The organism is Micromonospora sp. NPDC047730 (genome assembly GCF_043204765.1).
GTDB lineage: Bacteria > Actinomycetota > Actinomycetes > Mycobacteriales > Micromonosporaceae > Micromonospora.
The window spans coordinates 298,606-316,799 of sequence record NZ_JBIDCU010000005.1 but is presented as its reverse complement, the minus strand read 5'-3'; the positions used below and the strand labels follow the sequence as shown (position 1 = coordinate 316,799).

Below are 18,194 nucleotides of genomic sequence, written 5' to 3'. Positions count from 1 at the left end.
GGCGCCATATGGCGGCGAACTTTCCGTCCTTGATCTGGAGGGTGGTGATGCGGAGTCCTTGTGGGAAGTAGGTGGAGTCCTTGGCTTTGAAGTCGTCTTCCGACATGCCCCAGTGGACCCATTGTGTGCCGTCGCCGGGGCGCCATATGGCGGCGAACTTTCCGTCCTTGATCTGGAGGGTGGTGATGCGGAGTCCTTGTGGGAAGTAGGTGGAGTCCTTGGCTTTGAAGTCGTCCTCCGACATGCCCCAGTGCACCCACTGCGTGCCGTCGCCCGGGCGCCATACAGTTGTGAAGGCATCGGTCATGGTGTCCCCCTGTCAGGCGGTGGGTAAGGCGAACGGCTCTATCGCGTCTATTCTTCGCATCCCGAGTCGCCTTGGATCCTGGTGAGGGTGATGGTGAGGCTGGGTCGAGCACCGTTCCCGGGCCGTTTTCGGCGCCCATCATGACGAAACCTTCTTCGCCTCTTCCAGTGCCTTCTCGTACTCCTTCTGGGCTACCGTCAGCCTCGCCTGAAGTGCGAGCATGGCGTCTCGCCGTTCCTCGGCGGTTTCACCCGGACCTACCTGACCCAGCAAAGCCTTGACCGGCGGCGTGTTCATGGCTGGGGTGTAAGGGTTTTCGGGATTCAGGAGATGCTCGACATGGTTGAGCGCCATCGAGATGGTCTGGACCCTTTCGAGAGCTTGCAGCAGCCTGTCCTGCGCCTCCTGCTCGGCAGGGCTGAGATTTACCTCGTCCGAATCTGAGTCCATGAGCGCTCATCCTTGCCGTGAGGACTGTTCGCAGGCCGAGCGGTTGCGGCTATCGTCCGAGTTTAAGGACTTTTCATCGGATCCACGTGACAACGGCCGGTTGTCCGAGGCGGCGACGCGAATCCACGGCGGCCAGGGCGAGCGGAGTCGCTGGACGAGCGGCGAGGGGGCGACAGGTGCGGAACCTGCCGCGCCCACACCGACCAGCACGCGCAGCGGGCCGCCGGATCACCGGCGGCCCGCTGCGTCTCAGGTCGTCGTATCGCTGAGCAGGCCGGCGATCAGTTCGCGCAGACGGCGTACGCCCGCACCTTCCAGTTGCTGCTGAAGCCGTCCTCGTCCTCCGCGGCGCTGACGGTCACGGTGGTCGAGGTCGTGGGCAGCATCTGGGTCAGGCGCACCTGGCCGTCGCCGCCGAGGATCTCGCCGCCCACTCCGTGCACCTGGGTGCCGGGCGGGCAGGTGGCCACGGCCGACCGGGTGGCGGCGGAGTTGTAGAGGCTGTCGTTGATGACGCGCTGCTCACCGGGCAGCGGGTCGGCGCAGATCGCGGTGGCGTCCAGCCACCACGTGCCGGCGAAGCCGGTGCCGTCCTCGGCACCCGCCACCACGACGCTGTTCTGGTGGATGCGCAGATCCTCCAGGACGACCTCGCTGTTCGACGCCCCGACGACCGCGCCACCGACCCCGATGGCGTGCTTGCCGGGCGGGCAGGACTTTTCGAACCAGTTCGATGTGCCGAAGCTGCTGGGCGCCGAACTGCCGGACACGGTCACCAGGCCCGCGGGCGCGGGGGCGCACACCGCGCTCGCCGTGACCGCCCAGTCGCCGCCGACCCCGTTCTCGTCCTCACGGCCGGTCACCGAGTACGTGTTGCCGTCGACCAGCGGCCGCATGATGTCCATGCCGACCTGCCCGAGGCCCGCGCCGGTGATCGCGCCGCCACCACCGATGACCTTGGTGCCGGACGGACACGTCGCGGGCTGCGACTTCGCGAAGGTGTTGCTGGGGCCGGTCGTCGTCTTGATGCTCAGGCCGGGCACCGCCGCCACCGGCCCGGTGAGGACCACCTGGCCGAGCACGAGCGCGCTCAGCGCCGCCCCACCCACGGCGGCCGTCCGACGCGACCACCGGGTGCGGTTCGATCCCTCTCGCATGGTGTCTTTCCTTCCTGGATTGTTCGTAGCGATGACACCGGTAGGAGCGCGGTGGGGTCGGGATGCCAACAGAAACTCCCGAAGAAAAAATTCGGCGGCTTTACTGGACGCGTCGAGGAGCAGCGAGGGACACGGATGGACACGGCGGCACAGGACGACACCGCACTGGTCGAGGCGGTGCGCCGCGGCGAGCGGGCCGGGCTGGAGGGCATGTACCGGCGGTACGCCGACCGGCTGTACACGTACGCCCGGACCATGCTGCGCGAGCCGGAGGCCGCCGCGGACGCCGTCCACGACGCCTTCCTCACCGCGAGCCAGCGCATCGGCCAGCTCCGGGAACCCGACCGGCTGCGCCCCTGGCTGTACGCGATCGTGCGCAACGAATGCCTCCGGCAGCTCCGGGAGCGGGCCCGCTCCCTGCCGCTGGAGGAGGCCGACGAGCCGGTGGCCGACGCCGCCGACCCGGCCACGGGCGTCAGCGCCGAGCAGGTACGCGACCTGGTGCACACCGCCGCCGCCGCGCTGAACCCGGGCGACCGCGAGGTGGTCCACCTGGCCATCCGCCACGACCTGTCGTCCGCCGACATCGGCGCGGCCCTCGGGGTGCCCGCGAACCACGCGCACGCCCGCCTGTCGCGTGCCCGTTCGCAGCTCGAACGGGCGCTGGGGGCGCTGCTGGTGGCCCGTACCGGGGCCCGGGACTGCCCCACCCTCGCCGGCCTGATCGACGGCTGGCAGGGGCGGCTCACGCCGACCCTGCGCAAGCGGGTCTCGCGGCACATCGAGAGCTGCGCGGTGTGCGGACTGGTCCGACGGGAACAGCTCAGCCCGTCCGTGCTGCTGTCGGCGTACACGGCGCCGGCCTTCCTGGTCGTCGCCGACACGGTGTGGCCGAGACTGGCCGAGGTCTGCGCGACCGGTGCCCTGGCCGAGACGGCGGACGCTCCGGCGAGTCCGGTCACGGCCGACCCGGCGACGGATCCGGCGCGTGCGACGGACCAGCCCTCCGTGGCGGAGGGTGACGGGCCGGCGGACGGACCGGTCGACGGGCCCGCGCCGGCAGCCGGCGAGGCGGTGACCCCGGGCGGCGAGGCGGTGGCCCCGGGCGGCGAGGCGGTGCCGCGCGGTGCGGTGGTGCCGGGCGGTGCGACGCACCCTGCGGTGGCGCCACGATCCGGCCGGTCTCGTACCACCCGGCCCGCCGCCGGTGCGGACCACGCGGTGCGGACGACCCCGCCGGGCCGCGACCGGCGCCGTCGGCGGATGGCCGCGACCGCGGCCCTACTGATCCTTCTCGCCGTCCTCGGCACCTGGGCACTGACGACCGGTCGCCCGACCGCCGGCCGGGACGGCGCCGGCCGGCCGGTGTCCGAGGCGCTCGCATCACCGGCCGGCGGCCCGGCGGGGCCTGCCGTCGCGCCGCTGCCGTCCGGCACGGCCACGCCAGCCGGCACCCGAGCCGACACGCCGGTGCCGGCCGGCGCCGCCGCCTCGACGCCCGGGACCGTGGCCGGGCCGGTGGGCGGTGACGGGGCCGCCCGGACCGATGCGCCCGCCGCGCCCGGTGTGGTGCCGGGTGGCACCGCACCGGCCACCTCCAGACCACCGACCGTGCCCCGGCCGACCGGCACACCGCAGGTCGCCGCGCGGTTCACGGTCTCCGCCACCGCGCGGGTGCGCTGTGGCGCGGACACGTACAGCCTCGTGGTGCAGGCCACCGGCAGTGCCGCGCTCGGCGGTGCCGAGGTTCACTGGACACCCACCGGGGGCAGGACGTCGGTCCGGGCCATGACGACGGACGGATCGGCCGCGCGGGTGACCGTCGGGCGGCTGCGTGCGCCGACGCTGACCTGGTCCGTACGGGCGACCACAGCGGACGGCCGCACGGCGCGGAGCGCGACCTACACGGTCACCGACCCGTGCGTCCGGCCGGGATAGCCGGGACGGCGGCTGCGCGGGGCAGCCCGGAAGCGGGGATTGGCATACGGTGCCGGGGATGGTGACCCTGAGGCTCGAGCCGATGACCGACAGGCAGTACCTCCGCTACCGGGAGCGGGCGGAGGAGAGCTACGCGCAGAACATCTGCGATTCCGGGGCGATGCCACTGCCGGAGGCGCGCCGAAAGGCGCAGGAGGACTACGGGAAACTGCTGCCCGACGGCCTGGCGACGGAGGGCCACCACCTGTGGGCGGCCTACGACGGCGACGACGAGGTCGGCATGTTGTGGCTCCACGTCGAACAGAAGTCGGACGGGCCGCACGCCTTCGGCTACGACTTCGAGGTGCGGGCGGACCTGCGGCGCAAGGGCTACGGCCGCGCCATGATCCAGGCGGTCGAGAAGCTGTGCCGGGAGTGGGGAGTCGTCTCCATCGGCCTGAGCGTCTTCGGCTTCAACCTTCCCGCCCGGACGTTGTACGAACAGATGGGCTTCGAGGTGACGGCTCTCCAGATGCGCAAGCGGCTGTAGCCGGGGAGGACGGCACGCCGGTGCCGGCCGGCGGCCTCCGGTGCGTGTCGCCGTGGCCCCTCGGCCCGGCAGGTTCAGATCCCGCGACGCGCGGCCCACTCGTCGGCGAGCATCGCGAAGACGAGTTCGGTGCTCCACCCGCCCTTGAAGAACTCGTTCTCGACCAAGCGGGCCTCCTGCCGCATCCCCAGCCTGCGCGCCAGCCGCGCCGACGGGTCGTTGCGCTCGTCGACCCGCGCGACGACGCGGTGCAGGCCGAGGTCCTCGAAGCCGAGGCGGAGCAGGGCCCGCGCCGCCTCGGTGGCGTAGCCGTGGCCGCCGAAGGCGGGATTCACCGCGTAGCCGAGTTCGCCGCTCCCGTGCAGGCGGCTGTGCCAGAACAGCACCACGTCGCCCACCAGCTCGCCGGTGTCGGCGACCTCGACGCCGAGCGTCAGCGACTGCCCCTCGTCGGTGAGTTCCCGGCGCGCCCACACCGACGAGATCCGGTCGACGACGACCTGGCGGGTCATCGGCTCGAAGGGCACGTAGCGGCACACGTCCGGTCGGCTGCGGTAGGCGAGCAGCGCGTCGACGTCACCGCCGGTCAGCGGCCGCAGCAGCAGCCGCTCGGTGCGGACCGGGTACTGCGGACGCAGGGCGACCCGCGTGGGAACCGACATCGCGTCATCGTGCCACCTCCTCGCCCCCGTACGCCGTCCGCAGTGCCCGGGTGCACAGCTCCTCGGCCGCCCCACCGCCGGACGGCCGGCGGATGCCGTACGGACGAGGTTGGATGAGGGGGTGAGCTACGCGGAGGTCAACGGGCTGCGCCTGTGGTGGGAGGAGCACGGCGAGGGCCCGCCGTTGCTGCTGTTGCACGGCGGCTTCGGGGCGGTGGAGATGTTCTCGGCGATCCTGCCGGCCCTGGCCGGGCGTCGCCGGGTGATCGCGGTCGACCTCAAGGGGCACGGGCGCACCGCCGACGTCGACCGTCCGCTGCGTTTCGAGTCGATGGCCGACGACGTCGCGGCGCTTGTCACCCGGCTCGGCCTGGCCGAGGCAGACCTGCTGGGTTATTCGCTCGGTGGCGGCGTGGCGCTGCGTACCGCGATCCAGCATCCGGCGCTGGTGCGCCGGCTGGTCGTCGTCTCCGCGCCGTGCCGGCGGCAGGGCTGGTATCCGGAGGTGCTGGCGGGCATGCCCGAGCCCGACGAGGAGGCGGGCGAGCGGATGCGGGGCACCCCGCCGCACCAGCTCTACACGCGGATCGCGCCCCGGCCGGAGGACTGGCCCACGCTCTGGGCGAAGACGGGCGAGCTGCTGCGGCGCGACTACGACTGGTCGGCCGAGGTGGCCGCCCTCGTCGTGCCCACTCTGCTCGTCTTCGCCGACGCCGACTCGGTCAGCACGGCGCACATGGTGGAGTTCTTCGGGCTGCTCGGTGGTGGCCACCGGGACGCCGGCTGGGACGGCGCCGACCGGCCGGCCTCCCGGCTGGCCGTGCTGCCCGGGCTCACCCACTACGACATCGCGGCCTCGCCAGCGCTGCCGGCCGCGGTCCTGCCGTTCCTGACCCATCCCGTGGCGACGCCCGGCTGACGCCGGGAGCCGCCGGGCCGGGCTGGACGCGGACCGGGGCCGGGCGCGGCGGGCGCGGGAGCACCGCCGCGCCCGGCGCCGGGTCAGCTGGTGAAGCCGCCGTCCACGTTGACCACCGCCCCGGTGACGTAGCCGGCCTCCGCGCCGGCCAGGTGCGCGACGGTCGCGGCGATGTCGGCCGGCGCGGCGTAGCGGCCGAGAGCGGTGAAGCCCGCGATCGCGGCGGCGTTCGGCCCGTCCGCGGGGTTGGCGTCGGTGTCCGTCGGCCCCGGATTCACCAGGTTGGCCGTGATCCCGCGCGGCCCGAGTTCCCGGGCGAGGCCCCGGGTCAGGCCGACCAGCGCGGTCTTGCTCATCGAGTAGAGCGACAGGCCGGGGAAGACGGCCCGCTCCCCGACATTGCTGCCGATGTTGATGATCCGGCCGCCCTCGGTGAGGTGGCGCGCGGCGGCCTGCGCGGCGAGGAAGGGGGCCCGGACGTTGACCGCGAGCGTCCGCTCCACCTCGTCGTCGCCCAGTTCCGTCACCGGGCCGACCAGGAAGACCCCGGCGTTGTTGACCAGGATGTCCAGCCGGCCCAGCTCCGCGGCCGTCCGGTCGACCGCGTCGCGGACGGCGGCCGGGTCGGCGCTGTCGGCCCGGACCGCCAGCGCCCGCCGGCCGAGCGCCTCGACCTGCTTGACCACCACCGCCGCGCGGTCGGTGGAGTGCTCGTACGTGATCGCCACGTCGGCCCCGTCCTGCGCCAGGCGCAGGGCGACGGCGGCGCCGATGCCCCGGGTGCCGCCGGTGACCAGGGCGACCTTTCCGTTCAATGTCGTCATGCCAATGATCTTCGTGGGGGCGGCCGATCCCGGTCTGGCGGCGATCGGACGCCTCGTTCCGGGGCCGACGCGGGGTCCGATTCCCGCGTCCGCCCCCTCTGACGGCCCGGTTACCCGGCTTCGGCGGGGCGGGCGTAGTGGAGGATGACGACCCCACTGTCGAACGGGCGGGTGCTTACCAGGTCGAACCGGCGCGGGTCGAATCCGCGGTCGGCGAGCGGGATGCCGCTGCCGATCACGTACGGGTTGAGCTTGATGATCAGCTCGTCGACCTCGGGCAGGAGCTGGCCGGCGAGCTGGCCGCCGCCGCAGAGCCAGATGTCGCGGCCGGGCCGGCGCTTCAGCTCGCGGACGAACTCGACCGGGTCGGTGGAGACGATCTCCACCTCCGGCTCGGCGGCCGGGGGCAGGGTGCGGGAGAAGACGTACTGCTTCAGGTGGGCGTACGGGCTGGTGACGCCGATCTTGAGGGCCGGGTCGTAGGTGGCCCGGCCCATCACCAGGGCGTCGAAGCGGCCCTCCGGCTCGTCGATGCCGAACTGCGGGTGGGTGAACGTGGGGAGCGTCTGTGACCAGTTCGCCGCCAGGTGCGCGGCCACGTCGGCGTCCAGACGGAGGAAGTCGGGCGACCCGTCGGGGGCGGCGATGAAGCCGTCGAGGGTGCTGGCGACGTAGTACACGAGCTTGCGCAAACCGGTTCCCCAATCACTACTGGTGTCGTGGATGACTGTACTACAGCCGTCGTGGATCCTGCTAGGGTTCTTCTCATGGCGCGGAACGTGGAGCGGCGGGCGGCCCTGGCGGACGCGGGGCTGCGGGTGCTGGCGGCAACGGGGGCGCGGGGGCTCACCCACCGGGCCGTCGACGCCGAGGCGGGCGTGCCGACGGGCACCGCCTCCAACTACTTCCGCTCACGCGACGCCCTGCTCGGCGCGCTCGGCGAGCGGATCATGGAGCGGTTCGCCCCGGACGAGGGGGTACTGGCCGAGCTGGGCGCCCGCGAGCCGTCGCTGGAGCTGTTCGTCGACTACCTGCGGTACATCGTCGAGCGGACCACCCGGCAGCCCGACCTCACCCGGGCCCTGATCGAGCTGCGGCTGGAGGCGGTCCGCCGGCCCGACCTGGCCCGGGTCCTCGGCGACACGCTGCGCCGGGGCTACCGCGACGACGTCGCGTTCCACGTCGCGTCCGGGTTGCCGGGCGGCGCGTTCGAGGTCGCCCTGCTGCACTACGCCATGGACGGGCTGCTGCTCGACCTGCTCAGCACGTCCATCGACGCCGGTTTCGACCCCGACGAGGTGATCGTGGCGTTCGTGTCCCGACTGGTGGGCGGCGCGACCGACCGGTGACCCACGGAACGTGACCACGCCCGGACACCCGGGAACCGGACCCGACGGGGCGTGTGCCCCGCCCGGGCCGGCCGCAGGAGTGTTCCCCGGCGCAGCGGGAAACCGTCTCCGGACGCACCTGGGGAGGAGCGACGGATGACGCGTGGCGGCGGACTGACGATCGGCGTGCTCGGCTCGTACGGGGGCCGCAACCTCGGCGACGAGGCGATCCTGACCGGCCTCCTGGCAGACCTGCGGGAGCAGGAGCCAGACGGGCGGATCATCGTCTTCTCCCGTAACCCCGAGCACACCCGGGTCGCCCACCCCGACGTCGAGGCGGTGCCGTGGGAGGGGATCAGCCGCACCGACTCCGCGCTGGTCCTGGGCCAGCTCGACGTGCTGATCCTCGGCGGCGGCGGCATCCTCTACGACCGGGAGGCCCGCCGCTACCTGCGCGTGGTCCGGGTCGCCCAGGAGCGCGGGCTGCCGTTGCTGACGTACGCGGTGGGGGTCGGGCCGCTCAGCGAGAGCATCGACACCGGGATGGTGCGGGAGACCCTGGCCAGCGCCGCCCAGGTGACCGTGCGGGACCAGGAGTCGCGGATGGTGCTGGAGGAGGCGGGGCTGCTCAACCCGATCACGGTCACCGCGGACCCGGCGTTCCTGCTCGAACCCGAGGACTTCCCGGCGGAGCTGCTCCGCGAGGAGGGCGTGCCGGCCGGGAAGCGGCTGGTCGGGATGAGCGTACGGGAGCCGGGCCGGGCCGCCGAGCGGCTCGACGTCGACGGCTACCACCGCCTGCTGGCCCAGATCGGCGACTTCCTCGTGCACCGGATCGACGCGTACGTGCTCTTCGTCCCGATGGAGCGCGACGACATCCGGCACTCGCACGGCGTGTTGTCGCACATGACCGCCGCCGAGCGGGGCCGGATCCTGCACGGCAGCTACCAGCCCGAGCAGGTGCTCGGGCTGATGCGTCACTTCGACCTGGCCGTCGGCATGCGGCTGCACTTCCTGATCTTCGCTGCGATGGTCGGCACGCCGTTCCTGCCGCTGCCGTACGCCGGAAAGGTCTTCGACCTGGCCCAGCGGCTCGGTGTGCCGGCGCTGCGGGGCGTGGAGCGGGAGGTGGAGGGCCCGCTGCTGGCCGAGGTCGACCGGCTCTGGGACGAGCGGGAGAAGCGGGCCGAGGCCACCGCCCGGCGGGTCGCCGGCGTGTGCGACGAGGCCCGGGGGACCTCGCAGGTCACCCGTGCGGTGCTGGAGAGCCTCCGCGCCCGCACCCTGAGCGGGGTGTCCTGAGGGGTGACGCCCACCGGCCCCGTTCCGCCGCCGGACCGGGCCCGGGCTCCGCGCCGGCGCCGACCGCCGCCGAACGCGGGCCCGGGCCCCGAGCGGGGCTCAGACCGCCGGCCCGCGCCAGCAGTAGCGCCACCGGTCGGCCCCGGCATCCACGGACTCCAGCTCGTAGATCTCCGCCTCGGCCAGCCCCTCCGGGCCGAGGTGGTGGTGGGTCAGCGGCGGGCGGCCGTTCGTGTCCAGCTCGACGGTGACCGTCTCGCCGTCGGCCGGGCCACCCGCCAGCGGGATTTCTGCCGTTGATGCCATGCGCCCATCCTGCCCCGCCCGGCCCGACCCCCGCAGCGGATAGCGCGGCAGCGCGCGGGCCCGCTGGACGGCACGGCGAGGGCAGTGCGCGGCCCGCCGGACGGCACGGCGAGGGCAGTGCGCGGCCCGCCGGACGACTAGGGTCCACGGATGGCGGAGATTCGGATCGACCCCACGCTCGGCCCGGTGCTGGCCCGCACGGGCGACGAGCGGGCCGTGCTCGAAGCGTTCCTCGACTTCCACCGTGGTGTGCTGCTGCGCAAGCTGCGGGGGCTGTCCGACGCCGACGCGGCCCGCCGGCTGGTGCCCTCGGCCACCACCGTCGCCGGCCTCGTCAAGCACCTGACCCTGGTGGAGCGGAACTGGTTCCCGTGCCTGCTCGCCCCCGGCCCGGGCGACGTCTACCTCACCTCCGAGGAGGACGCGTCGGCGAGCTTCGCGCTGACGGCGGAGGACACCGTCGAGCGGCTCGCTGGGGCGTACGAGCGGGCCTGCGCCCGATCCCGGGAGGTCGCCGGGCGGTTCGACCTCGACCACGTCGTCCCGCACCCGCAGCTCGGCGAGGTCTCGCTGCGCTGGATCCTGGTGCACATGGTCGAGGAGACCGCCCGGCACGCCGGGCACGCCGACATCCTCCGCGAGCTGACCGACGGCGCCACCGGCGCCGTCTGACGGCCACCGGGGAGGCGGTGCCGCCCGCACCCCGACGTCAGGGGCGCGGCAGCAGGCCGGCCGGGTACTCCATGCCGTCGTGGGTGCAGGCCGCCGCCGCGACCCGGGCCCCGTACGCCGCCGCGGCGGCCGTTGGCGCGCCACGCAGCCGGGCGGCGATCACGCCCGCCGCGAACGCGTCCCCGGCGCCGTTGGTGTCGACGACCGGGGCGGGCGCCTCGGCGGCGGGCACCCGGGTCGGCCCGCCGTCGCCGGCGTGCAGGTCGGCGCCGTCCGCCCCGTGGGTCACCAGCACCGTGCGGGGCGCCAGCGCGGCGGCCAGCGCGGCGGAGCCCGCGCCCAGCCGGACCCCGCTGACGAAGACCAGGTCGGCCGCCTCCGCGAAGGGGCGGTGGTAGGCGTTCTCGCCGTCCCAGTCGTGCAGGTCGGTGGAGAGGACGGCCCCGTCGGCGAGCCCGGCGCGCAGGGCGGGCAGCAGGGGAGGGACCCAGTCCATGATCGACAGATGCACGTGCGCCGAGTCGCGGACCAGCGTCGCCAGCTCGGCCGCCGTGAACGGGGCCGGCCCCCGCCACGGACGCGGGTCGTAGAGCGACATCCGCCGCCCCGCCGGGTCCACCATGTTCACCGACCGCCGGGTGCCGGCCGGGGCGTCGCCGAGCACGGCGTGCACACCGGCGCGGGCCAGCGCCGCCCGGACCACGTCCCCGGCCGGGTCCGCGCCGAGGACGTCGACCACCGCCACCCGGAGCCCGAGCGCGTGCGCGGCGAGCGCCAGCCCGGAACCGGTGTTGCCGATCCGCAGCTCGATGGGGTCGACGGTGACGGAGTCCGCGGCGGGCAGCGGGATCGCGGGCACCCGCACCCGCACGTCCACGCCGAGGCCACCGATCACGAGGAGGTCGAACATGCGCCGACCCTAGCCGGAGCGGGTCGGCAGCGCGCTGCCGGCCGACCCGCTCCGGGGATCACTCCAGCGGCTGGGGTTCGAGCTGGTCGGGCGCGGGGGCGGTGCGCTGCCGCGGCGCCGTCGTCCGGCGGACCGCCGGGCCCTCGGCCAGCGCGAGGTCGAAGACGTTGCGGAAGAGCCGGGACATCGCGGCGTCGGTCGCCAGCGCCCCGGCGAAGGTGATCGAGGAGGCGCTGAAGACGAAGCCGCCGTTGGGCTTCTCGACCAGCACCATGGCCGCGCCGCCGCCGGTGTTCTGCCCCCGGGCGATGACCTCGGTCGAATCGGCCTCGCCGTCCAGGCCGAGCATGGCGTCGGTCTCCCAGCCGCTGGCCGCGCCGTTGTAGCCGGCGAGGCCGAAGCGGCTGCCCACGGTCAGGCCGGTGCCGGCCAGCAGCTCGTGGTCGCGCAGGACCGCGTACGGGGCGAAGGTGAACCAGTTGGCGCTGGTGTAGTTGACCCCCAGGAGTTGCGAGGCGGGCAGGCCCAGCGAGTTGTAGGTGTCCCGCCGCCCCTCCGGGGTGCGGAACGTGACGGCGCTGTGGTCCGCGCTGAACCGCACCCGCTCGTAGAGACCGTTGCCGCCGGCGTAGATCACCCGGCCGCCGCCGGCGAGGTAGTCGGCGAGGTGCTGGCGCATCTCCTCCGACCAGTACTCGGGGTGGCTGCCGAGCACCAGCACCCGGTACCGGGCCAGCCAGCCGCCGGAGACGTGCAGGTCGGTGTCGTCGTAGCAGTCGAACTCCAGCCCCTGCCCGGTCATCCAGCGCATCAGCAGCACGTCCGACCAGAGGGTGTGCTCCAGGTTGCCGGTCGCCTCGACGTTCAGCTCCGTCGACGGCCGGCGCAGCGAGAACGTGCGCGTTTTCGCCATGTCCTCGCAGTACTGGTAGTGCCCGCCCCACGTGTTGTACGCGTGGTAGGTGTTCGTCGGCAGCAGCATCGCGATGTCGTGCCGGGGCGTCGCCGGCCTCACCACGAACGGCACGTGCCGGCGCAGCTTGTGCGGGCCCTCCAGCCGGGCCGCGTACAGGCCGGACGGCCAGCTCTCGGGGATCGACAGCGTCAGCGTGTCCGACCAGTCGCAGCCCGACTGGAGGTAGCCGGTCGGCAGCACCTGGAGCCTGCCCGTCACGCCGGTCGGATTCTTCACCACCTCCGGCGCGCCCTCGCTCGGCGCCACCCGCACGACCGACGCGGTGAGCGTCGGGAAGGTGGTGGAGACCGCGATCCGCGCGGTCGAGCCGGCGGTCACGGTCGGCGTCCGCGCGTACCCCTGGAGGGCGGCCTGGCTCTGCAGGGTGAAGCCGCTGCCGACGGTGCGGCCGGAGCCGCCGTTGGCCCAGGTCGCCCGCCGGTCGGCGCCCGCCTTGGACCAGTTGGTGATCCGGTAGGTGACCAGGCTGCCGGTGGCGCGCCGGGTGGGGTCGCTCGGCTGCACGCCGTAGAGGGTGCCCTGCCCGACGCAGATCAGCCCGTTGATGGTCAGCTCGTTGAAGCCGTTGCCGATCCGGATGCCGGAGCCGGCCGCCCACCTGCCGCCGCCCAGGTGCTGGTACCAGTAGATGGCGCCGTGCCGGTACGCGTAGATCACCCCGGAGCCGTCCGCCACGCCCTGGAAGCTCTTGAAGCCCCGGGTGATCCGGCTGCCGCCGGTCCACTTCCCCGTCGACGGGGTGTACTGGTAGCCGTACAGGTCGCCCTCGGCGTCGACCCCGTAGACCGTGCCGCCGAAGCCGAAGAGGCGGGGGAACTTCTGGAAGCCGCTGCCGATCTGCCTGCTGCCGCTCCAGTAGCCGGCCCCGGTGGTGTAGTTGGTGCAGACGTAGCGGTAGTAGTGGATGGTGCCGTCCGCCCGCACCCCGTAGAGCGAGCCGTCGGCGCTGCCGAGGACGGTGCGGAACTGGTGCCAGCCCGAGCCGATCTTGCGGCCGGAGCCGGTGGCCCACCCGGTCACGCCGGTCTGCCAGCCCCAGTGCCGGTACCAGAGCAGCGACCCGTCGGCCTGGATGGCGAAGATGACCCCGTTCCCGCCGCCCACGAGCTGGATGAACCGCTGCTCGGGGTCGTAGCCGGGGCCGTCGGCCCGGGCGGGCGCGGCGGGCGCCGCGAGCACCGAGGGCGCGGCGGTGGCCGCGGCCAGCGCGCCACCCGAGGCCAACACACGACGCCGGGTTATCCGACGGTGGACGCGCAGTGACATTTGTGAAGAACCTTCCCCGTTGTCCAGCCAGCGCAATCTAGCCGCCGACCGGGGGCCGCTGGGGGAAGGGTGAGGGGGCGGCGCCGAAAGTCGTTCGGAAAGCGGCGGAGACCGACCGATCGGACGATCCGGGCCCGTCCGGCGCCTCCGGCCACACCGGGCACGGCGTGCGCTCGGGGTCGCGGCCGGCCCGATATCCTCGCCGAGTCGTCACGAGGAGGGGGACGCGTGCTGGTCGTCCACGGGGTGTGGCGGTGGGGCGTCGGGCTCGCCGTCTGGGCCGAGGACAGCACGCTGCCGGCCCGCGCGCCGCGCCGCCCCGGCCGCGCGCCCCGGGAGCGGCCGCACCCGTTCGCGGCCGGCCACCCGACGCTGGCCGCCGCGCTGGCCGAGGCGGCCGATCCGGCCGACCTCGGCACGGCGCTGCTCACCCTCCCCACCCGGGCGGGCTCGCCGCTGGACTCGCCGGAGCTGGTCCGCACCGCCGTCGCGGAGCCGGTCCGTGGGCCGGTCACCCTCGCCGGGTGGCGTGTTCCGGTCCTCCGGTACGCCCCGGACGCCGCCCTGGCCCTGCTGCGCGGGCTCGACGGGCTGGCCGTCGTGCCCGGCGCGACCCTGCGCCACCTCGCCGAGCTGGCCGACTTCGCGGTCGAGCTGGCGGCCCGGGGCCGGGTCCTGCCCGGCCTCGCCGCCCCGGCGCCGGCGGTCTCCACCGACGGCGTCCCCGCGCCGACCGGGCGGCCCGAGGGCGCGGGCAGGTCGGGGAAACCCGGCCACGACGGCACGCGCCGCCGCGCGTCGCAGGGCGGCGACTGGTCCACGGTGGACGGGCAGCGGGTGTCCGCCCGGGCGGTGTGGCGGCCCCTGCTGACCGGCACGGACGCCGCCTGGGCGCGGGCGCTGGCGCTGGCCCTGCCGCCGGCCGCGCGCGCCACCGCCGACGCGTCGGCCCGCCCGGGTGCCACCGCCAACGCGTCCGGCCGCCCGGGCACCACCGTCGACGACGGGCCGGGCATCGACGACGGGCCGGGTGCGCTGGTCGCCGACGCGCTCGACGTGCTCACGGACGCCGCGGTCCGGGCGGCTCTCGCGGAGACCGCGCTGGCCCGGGGCGTACGCCCGAACGGCGCCGTGCCGGCCTGGCTGGCCGCCCTCTCCGGACCGGTCCGGGACTTCGCCGCCGAGCCGGCCGCGCTGGACACCCTCCGTGCCGAGCTGGCCGCCTGGCAGCGCGACGCGGCCGGCGGCGCGGTGCGGGCGAGCTTCCGCCTGGTCGAGCCGCCCGCCGACGAGATCGCCGAGCCGGTCGTCGTGGTGCCGGCCGACCCGGCGGCACCGGTCGCGACGAGCGGGACGTGGCGGGTCGAGTTCGGGCTCCAGGCGGCCGACGAGCCGAGCCTGCACGTGGACGCCGGGCAGGTCTGGCGGTCGCCGGAGACCGTCGCCGGGCTGGCCGGCCGGCGGGACGACCCGCAGGAGACCCTGCTCGCCGAGCTGGGCCGGGCCAGCCGGCTCTGGCCCGAACTGGACACCGCCCTGCGCACCGCGACGCCGGAGGCGCTGGAGCTGGACGTCGAGGGCGCGCACCGGTTCCTCCGCGAGGGCGCGCCGGTGCTGCACGCCGCCGGCTTCGCCGTGCTGCTGCCGTCCTGGTGGCGGCGTCCCTCGTCGCGGCTGGGCGCCCGGTTGCAGGCCCGCAGCCGGACCGCTCCCGGCACCGTCGCCGCGGGCGGCGGCGTCGGGCTGGACGCCCTGGTCGACTACCGCTGGGAGGTGGCCCTCGGCGACCAGCCGCTGACGGCCGAGGAGTTGGCGTCACTGGCCGCGCTGAAGACCCCGCTGGTGCGGCTGCGCGGGCGGTGGGTGGAGCTGGACCCGAAGCGCCTCGCGGCCGGCCTGCGGCTGCTCCGTTCCTCCGGCGAGCTGACCGTGGCCGACCTGCTCCGCCTGGGCCTGGCCGACGGCGGTCAGCCCGACGCCCTGCCGGTGCTGGAGGTGAGCGCGGACGGCGCGCTCGGCGACCTGCTGGCCGGGGCGGTGGAGCGGCGCCTCACCCCGCTCGATCCGCCGCCCGGGTTCCACGGCACGCTGCGGCCGTACCAGCGGCGGGGGCTGGCCTGGCTGGCGTTCCTGCAGTCGCTCGGGCTCGGCGGGGTGCTCGCCGACGACATGGGGCTCGGCAAGACGGTGCAACTGCTCGCCCTGCTCGCGCAGGACCCGCCGGAGGCCGGCCCGACGCTGCTGGTCTGCCCGATGTCGCTGGTGGGCAACTGGCAGCGGGAGGCGTCCCGGTTCACGCCGGGGCTGCGCGTACACGTGCACCACGGCGCGGAACGGGCGCGGGGGGCGGCGTTCGCGACGGCCGTGCACGAGGCGGACCTGGTCGTCACCACCTACTCGGTGGCGGCCCGGGACGCGGTCGACCTGGCCGGCATCGACTGGCACCGGGTGGTGGTCGACGAGGCCCAGGCGATCAAGAACGCCGCCACCCGGCAGGCCGAGGCGGTCCGCGCGCTGCCCGCCCGGCACCGGATCGCGGTGACCGGCACGCCGGTGGAGAACCGGCTGGCCGACCTCTGGTCGATCATGCAGTTCGCGAACCCGGGCCTGCTGGGCCCGGCGGCGACCTTCAAGAAGGCGTACGCGGAGCCGATCGAGCGGCACGGCGACGCCGAGGCGGCCGAGCGGTTGCGCCGGATCACCGGCCCGTTCGTGCTGCGCCGGCTCAAGACCGACTCCTCGATCATCTCCGACCTGCCGGAGAAGCTGGAGATGGAGGTGCTCTGCAACCTCACCGCCGAGCAGGCGTCGCTCTACCGGGCGGTGGTCGACGACATGCTGGCCCGGATCGAGTCCAGCGACGGCATCGAGCGGCGCGGGCTGGTGCTGGCCACCATGACCCGGCTCAAGCAGGTCTGCAACCACCCGGCCCAGCTGCTGCGTGACGGGTCGGCGCTGGATGGCCGCTCCGGCAAGCTGGCCCGGCTGGAGGAGATCCTGGACGAGGTCCTGGCGGCGGGGGAGCGCGCCCTGCTGTTCACCCAGTACGCCGAGTTCGGCGGCATGCTGCGCGGCCACCTGTCGGCCCGGTTCGGCCGGGAGGTGCTCTTCCTGCACGGCGGCGTCGGCAAGGCCGACCGGGACGCGATGGTCACCCGGTTCCAGTCCCCGGCCGGGCCGGCGATCTTCGTGCTGTCGCTCAAGGCCGGCGGCACCGGGCTCACCCTCACCGAGGCCAACCACGTGGTGCACGTCGACCGGTGGTGGAACCCGGCCGTCGAGGACCAGGCCACCGACCGGGCCTTCCGGATCGGCCAGCGGCGCCGGGTGCAGGTCCGCAAGTTCGTCTGCGCCGGCACGGTGGAGGAGAAGGTGGCGGCGCTGATCGCCGACAAGCGGAGCCTCGCCGCGTCCGTCGTCGGCACCGGCGAGCAGTGGGTGACCGAGCTGTCCACCGCGCAGCTGCGTGAGCTGTTCACCCTGGACGCCGGGGCGGTGGTGGAGTGAGCGGGCAGCCCGAACGCGACGGCGGGGCGACCGGCCGCTTCGCCGACTACGGCCGTCCGCGCCGGGTCGACGGCGGGCTGAAGGCGCGCAGCACCCGGGGCGCCATCGGCCGGTCCTGGTGGTCGCGGCGCTTCCTGGAGGTGCTGGAGTCCTTCGCCCTCGGCACCCGGCTGACCCGCGGCCGGGCGTACGCGCGGGCCGGCCAGGTCGTCCGCCTGCACGTCGCCCCGGGCACCGTCAGCGCCGTGGTGCAGGGCTCCCGCGCGCAGCCGTACGAGGTGAGCATCGCGCTGACCCCGTTCCCGCCGGCGCTGTGGTCCCGCGTCGAGGCGGACCTGGCCGCCCAGGCGTTCTTCAGCGCCCGGCTGCTCGCCGGCGACCTGCCCCCGGAGCTGGAGGAGCTGTTCGCGGCGGCCGGCGCCCCGCTCTTCCCGGCCGGGGTGGCGGAGCTGCGCCAGCGGTGCAGCTGCCCCGACTTCGCCGTGCCGTGCAAGCACCTCGCGGCCACCTTCTACCTGTTGGCCGAGGCGTTCGACGCCGACCCGTTCCAGCTGCTGCACTGGCGGGGCCGGGGCCGGGCCGAGCTGCTCGACCGGCTGCGCGCCCTGCGGGCCGGGACCGCCGTCGCCGATGCGCCGGCCAACCCGTCCACCGGGCCCGGCGGCGATGCCGGCGGCGGGCCGTCCACCGTGGAGCGCCGCGGTGTCGGCCCCGCGCCGTCCACCGTGGAGCGCCACGGTGTCGGCGCCACGCCGTCCGCACCGGAGTCCCGCGATGCCGGCGGCGGCGGGCCGTCCGCCGGGCGGCCCCGCGATGCCGGCGGCGGGCCGTCCAGCGTGGACCGGGCCGGCTCCGGCGACCGGCGGGACACCGTGGACCCTCCGCCGGTCGGGGCCGCGCGGGCGCTGGCCGGCCTGCCGCCGGCGCCGCTGGCCGAGTCGGTCGACCGGTTCTGGCTGCCGCCCGTCCCGCTGCCCGACCGGCCGCCCAGCCTGGCGACCGGGCCCGACCTGCTGCTGCGGCAGCTCGGCGCGCCGGCTCCCGCCATCGGCGGGCCCGGCCTGGTCGAACGGCTGCGGCGGGCGTACCGGCTGCTCGGCCGGTGAGCCTTCCCCTCCGGCGGATCGCCGGCCGGTGTCAC

The 18,194-nt window shown here is 74.8% G+C and carries 16 protein-coding genes and 2 pseudogenes; 9 read left to right on the top strand and 9 right to left on the bottom strand.

The features are described 5' to 3' along the window. The 3 genes from ACGF5G_RS15535 to ACGF5G_RS15525 all read right to left on the bottom strand — a co-directional run. A partial coding sequence (locus ACGF5G_RS15535) for a hypothetical protein (protein WP_393263121.1) occupies positions 1-307 on the bottom strand: 307 nt, incomplete at its 3' end. A gap of 138 nt (positions 308-445) precedes the next feature. After that, positions 446-757 carry a hypothetical protein gene (locus ACGF5G_RS15530; protein ID WP_393263119.1) on the bottom strand — a complete coding sequence of 104 codons (312 nt, stop codon included), beginning with the start codon at positions 755-757 and terminating at the stop codon, positions 446-448. Positions 758-1,038: 281 nt separating this feature from the next. Continuing rightward, positions 1,039-1,914 carry a hypothetical protein gene (locus tag ACGF5G_RS15525; RefSeq protein WP_393263117.1) on the bottom strand — a complete coding sequence of 292 codons (876 nt, stop codon included), beginning with the start codon at positions 1,912-1,914 and terminating at the stop codon, positions 1,039-1,041. 135 nt (positions 1,915-2,049) lie between these two features. Here ACGF5G_RS15525 and ACGF5G_RS15520 point away from each other — a divergent pair, with 135 nt between their 5' ends. Then, on the top strand, positions 2,050-3,852 hold the full coding sequence (locus ACGF5G_RS15520; RefSeq protein ID WP_393263115.1) for a sigma-70 family RNA polymerase sigma factor: 1,803 nt from the start codon (positions 2,050-2,052) through the stop codon (positions 3,850-3,852). A gap of 82 nt (positions 3,853-3,934) precedes the next feature. Next, the gene (locus ACGF5G_RS15515; RefSeq protein ID WP_393263113.1) at positions 3,935-4,381 is read left to right on the top strand and encodes a GNAT family N-acetyltransferase; all 447 of its coding nucleotides are present in this window, start codon (positions 3,935-3,937) and stop codon (positions 4,379-4,381) included. 74 nt (positions 4,382-4,455) lie between these two features. Here ACGF5G_RS15515 and ACGF5G_RS15510 read toward each other — a convergent pair whose 3' ends face one another. Continuing rightward, positions 4,456-5,043: a GNAT family N-acetyltransferase gene (locus ACGF5G_RS15510; protein WP_393263111.1), complete on the bottom strand. Its 588-nt coding sequence runs from the start codon at positions 5,041-5,043 to the stop codon at positions 4,456-4,458. Between the two features lie 121 nt (positions 5,044-5,164). Between ACGF5G_RS15510 and ACGF5G_RS15505 the strand changes: the two genes are divergently transcribed. Then, complete coding sequence (locus ACGF5G_RS15505) at positions 5,165-5,962, top strand: alpha/beta fold hydrolase (protein ID WP_393263109.1); 798 nt, start codon at positions 5,165-5,167, stop codon at positions 5,960-5,962. 83 nt (positions 5,963-6,045) lie between these two features. On the opposite strand, the gene ACGF5G_RS15500 is transcribed toward ACGF5G_RS15505, so the two are convergent. Together ACGF5G_RS15500 and ACGF5G_RS15495 are read right to left on the bottom strand one after the other, a co-directional pair. Continuing rightward, positions 6,046-6,786: an SDR family NAD(P)-dependent oxidoreductase gene (locus tag ACGF5G_RS15500; RefSeq protein WP_393263107.1), complete on the bottom strand. Its 741-nt coding sequence runs from the start codon at positions 6,784-6,786 to the stop codon at positions 6,046-6,048. A 110-nt stretch (positions 6,787-6,896) separates the two neighbouring features. Further along, positions 6,897-7,478 carry a dihydrofolate reductase family protein gene (locus ACGF5G_RS15495; protein WP_393263106.1) on the bottom strand — a complete coding sequence of 194 codons (582 nt, stop codon included), beginning with the start codon at positions 7,476-7,478 and terminating at the stop codon, positions 6,897-6,899. Positions 7,479-7,553: 75 nt separating this feature from the next. On the opposite strand from ACGF5G_RS15495, the gene ACGF5G_RS15490 reads away from it, so the two are divergent. Together ACGF5G_RS15490 and ACGF5G_RS15485 are read left to right on the top strand one after the other, a co-directional pair. Continuing rightward, positions 7,554-8,135 (top strand): TetR/AcrR family transcriptional regulator, encoded by a 582-nt coding sequence (locus ACGF5G_RS15490; protein ID WP_393263105.1) that lies wholly within the window; start codon positions 7,554-7,556, stop codon positions 8,133-8,135. 135 nt (positions 8,136-8,270) lie between these two features. Next, positions 8,271-9,416 carry a polysaccharide pyruvyl transferase family protein gene (locus ACGF5G_RS15485; protein WP_350707785.1) on the top strand — a complete coding sequence of 382 codons (1,146 nt, stop codon included), beginning with the start codon at positions 8,271-8,273 and terminating at the stop codon, positions 9,414-9,416. A gap of 99 nt (positions 9,417-9,515) precedes the next feature. Here the strand turns inward: ACGF5G_RS15485 and ACGF5G_RS15480 are convergent, their stop codons facing one another. Further along, positions 9,516-9,722: a hypothetical protein gene (locus ACGF5G_RS15480; protein ID WP_393263104.1), complete on the bottom strand. Its 207-nt coding sequence runs from the start codon at positions 9,720-9,722 to the stop codon at positions 9,516-9,518. A gap of 150 nt (positions 9,723-9,872) precedes the next feature. Here ACGF5G_RS15480 and ACGF5G_RS15475 point away from each other — a divergent pair, with 150 nt between their 5' ends. Further along, entirely contained in the window at positions 9,873-10,394 is a 522-nt protein-coding gene (locus tag ACGF5G_RS15475; RefSeq protein WP_393263102.1) for a DinB family protein, read from the top strand. A gap of 37 nt (positions 10,395-10,431) precedes the next feature. On the opposite strand, the gene ACGF5G_RS15470 is transcribed toward ACGF5G_RS15475, so the two are convergent. Next, positions 10,432-11,304 carry a carbohydrate kinase family protein gene (locus tag ACGF5G_RS15470; RefSeq protein WP_393263101.1) on the bottom strand — a complete coding sequence of 291 codons (873 nt, stop codon included), beginning with the start codon at positions 11,302-11,304 and terminating at the stop codon, positions 10,432-10,434. A 58-nt stretch (positions 11,305-11,362) separates the two neighbouring features. Further along, entirely contained in the window at positions 11,363-13,546 is a 2,184-nt protein-coding gene (locus tag ACGF5G_RS15465) for a N,N-dimethylformamidase beta subunit family domain-containing protein (RefSeq protein WP_393263099.1), read from the bottom strand. Positions 13,547-13,774: 228 nt separating this feature from the next. On the opposite strand from ACGF5G_RS15465, the pseudogene ACGF5G_RS15460 reads away from it, so the two are divergent. From ACGF5G_RS15460 to ACGF5G_RS15450, 3 genes and pseudogenes are all read left to right on the top strand, one after another. Then, positions 13,775-14,479 (top strand): annotated as a pseudogene (locus ACGF5G_RS15460) (ATP-dependent helicase); the annotation flags it as partial. Positions 14,480-14,527: 48 nt separating this feature from the next. After that, positions 14,528-17,053: pseudogene (locus tag ACGF5G_RS15455) on the top strand (DEAD/DEAH box helicase); the annotation flags it as partial. After that, positions 17,050-18,159: an SWIM zinc finger family protein gene (locus ACGF5G_RS15450; protein ID WP_393263097.1), complete on the top strand. Its 1,110-nt coding sequence runs from the start codon at positions 17,050-17,052 to the stop codon at positions 18,157-18,159. The pseudogene ACGF5G_RS15455 and the gene ACGF5G_RS15450, both read left to right, overlap by 4 nt. Positions 18,160-18,194 lie beyond the last annotated feature (35 nt).